Raw genomic sequence first — 2,096 nt, forward strand, 5'->3', positions numbered from 1 at the left:
GGCGCCGGAGCCGGGGTCGCGCCGAGCTGCTCGGCGATGGATTCACGATTGTCGGACATCAGGCGCCAACCTTGTTCTTGCGGTTCATCGACGCGACGTCGAGGACTTCGGGGTTCTGGCCGCCGTGCGGATGCTCGGCGCCGGTGTAGAGGTGAAGCGCGCGCATCTGGTCGCGGCCGAGCGGGCCGCGCGGGATCATGCGCTCGACCGCCTTCTCGAGCACGCGCTCGGGGAAGCGCCCGTCGAGCACCTTGCCCGCCGTGACCTCCTTGAGGCCGCCGGGGAAGCCGGTGTGCTTGTAATAGGTCTTCTGCTCGAGCTTGCGCCCGGTGAAGCGGACCTTGTCGGCATTGATGACCACGACATGGTCGCCGCAGTCGACGTGCGGAGTGTAGCTCGGCTTGTGCTTGCCGCGCAGGATGTTGGCGATGATCGTCGCGACGCGCCCGACGACCAGGCCGTCCGCATCGATCAGATGCCATTTCTTCTCGACCTCGGCCGGCTTGGCCGACTTGGTCGTCTTCATCAGCGCCTTCATGGCTTAAGAAAACCTCTTCGAAAGAGAAAAGCGGCGCCCGAGCCCATCGCCCGGCACCGCCGTGCCTGCGCTATTTGCTTCCGGGTGGCAGAAAGTCAAGCAAATCCGGGGCTTTCCGGACGGGTAAAATAATACCCTGAATGGCTTCGATGCGGCCGCGCAACGAGTGGAACGGCGCGGCTACCCCGCCGTTGGACCCGAAAGCAAAAACGGGAGGAACATATGTATATCGGTCTCGGTGGCTTGTTGATCCTGATCCTGATCCTTTGGCTTCTCGGGGTCATTTAACAGGCAGGAATCGAAAGCCTTTGCGACGGCGGGGCCGCAGTGCGGCTCCGCCGTTGCGCGCATCTGCGGGACATGACCGACATCAATCCGGCGCGCAGCAATCTGGCGTTCAGGATCGCGGCATAGCTTTCGCTGACCTGATTCCATTCGCAAATAGCTGGAGGACGTTCGTGAAAAAGCTTCCTGCAATCGCCATCGGTATCGCCGCCGCCGCGCTCGCAGGGACGGCGATCGCCGCCACCCCCAAGTCCCACAAGATGGATGTTCCGCTGCCCGACGGATCGGTCGCGCACATCGAATATGTCGGCGACGTCGCGCCCAAGGTGACGATCGCGCCGCGGACCGTGGCGGACGCGGCCGACGCCTGGAGAATGGCCTTCCCGTCCTTCGCCGGGTTCGACCGGATGATCGAGCAAATGCAGCGCCAGTCGCAGGAGATGATCCGCCGGGCGCAGGAGATGGCGCGCCAACCGGCCGGCGCCGGCGGCGCTGCCCCCTACATCGCATCCTACGGCAACCTTCCGGCCGGAGGGACCAGCACCACGATCGTCTCGGTCAGCAACGGTGGAGGGACCTGCACGCGAACGACCGAGGTCGTCTCGCAAGGCGCGGGCAAGCCGGCGAAGGTGACGTCGAACGTCAGCGGCCAGTGCGCCGCACCGGCCGCGCCGTCGGGCGGAGCGGTCAATCCTGTCTGAGGCTCCGGGCGGCGCGGGCCGCCCGCGGGGTGGGAAAATTCTGAACGGTCGCGCGTTCCCTCGGGTGGGCGTGCGCCCGATTGATTGCGGTCCAGCTGCAATTGCTTCGCCCAAGGTCCGTACCCACCCGGAGAGCATTGCCCGTGCCGAGACGCGTCAAGGATTTCATCGACATCAGCGAATATACCTCGCTCGATGACCTGATCCGCTATCTCGAGACGATCCGCGACAATCTTCCGCCCGAGCACCAGGCCGAGCTGAAGATCCGCGGCGACGAGGTGTTCGGGCGCCGGCTGACGATCAGCTATTTCCGCGAGCAGACCCCCGAGGAAGTCGAGATCGAGTCCAAATATGGCGGCGCGGACGACGAAGGCGCGAACATCGAGCAGCTGCGGCGAAAACTGGACGAGGTGCCGTTCAAGCTCGGCAAGGCGAACAACCGCTAGCCAAGAGTAAGTTTCGCGGCACAGCTGCGCCCCAGCAGCGTTGGCGCTGGAGTGGCGAGCACGACCAGCAGCGACGAGCAAACCTCCGGCTTCGCCGCCAATTGGCGCTCGTGGCTGCTCGCGCTG

3 protein-coding genes are annotated in these 2,096 nt (G+C 65.0%); 2 read left to right on the forward strand and 1 reads right to left on the reverse strand.

What is annotated here, in order from left to right:
• Positions 1-58: 58 nt before the first annotated feature.
• Positions 59-538: a 50S ribosomal protein L13 gene (rplM, locus tag VFT73_RS01820; RefSeq protein WP_326408432.1), complete on the reverse strand. Its 480-nt coding sequence runs from the start codon at positions 536-538 to the stop codon at positions 59-61.
• A gap of 458 nt (positions 539-996) precedes the next feature.
• Between rplM and VFT73_RS01825 the strand changes: the two genes are divergently transcribed.
• Both VFT73_RS01825 and VFT73_RS01830 read left to right on the forward strand, forming a co-directional pair.
• A complete protein-coding gene (locus VFT73_RS01825; protein WP_326408433.1) occupies positions 997-1,524 on the forward strand; it encodes a hypothetical protein in 528 nt (175 codons plus the stop codon).
• 143 nt (positions 1,525-1,667) lie between these two features.
• The gene (locus VFT73_RS01830) at positions 1,668-1,970 is read left to right on the forward strand and encodes a hypothetical protein (RefSeq protein WP_326408434.1); all 303 of its coding nucleotides are present in this window, start codon (positions 1,668-1,670) and stop codon (positions 1,968-1,970) included.
• Positions 1,971-2,096 lie beyond the last annotated feature (126 nt).

This window comes from Sphingomonas sp. (assembly GCF_035758555.1).
Classification (GTDB): Bacteria; Pseudomonadota; Alphaproteobacteria; order Sphingomonadales; family Sphingomonadaceae; genus Sphingomonas_B.

Excerpts from the sequence above, each read along its gene's own strand:
- rplM (WP_326408432.1), bottom strand. The coding sequence starts at position 538 with ATGAAGGCGCTGATGAAGACGACCAAGTCGGCCAAGCCGGCCGAGGTC.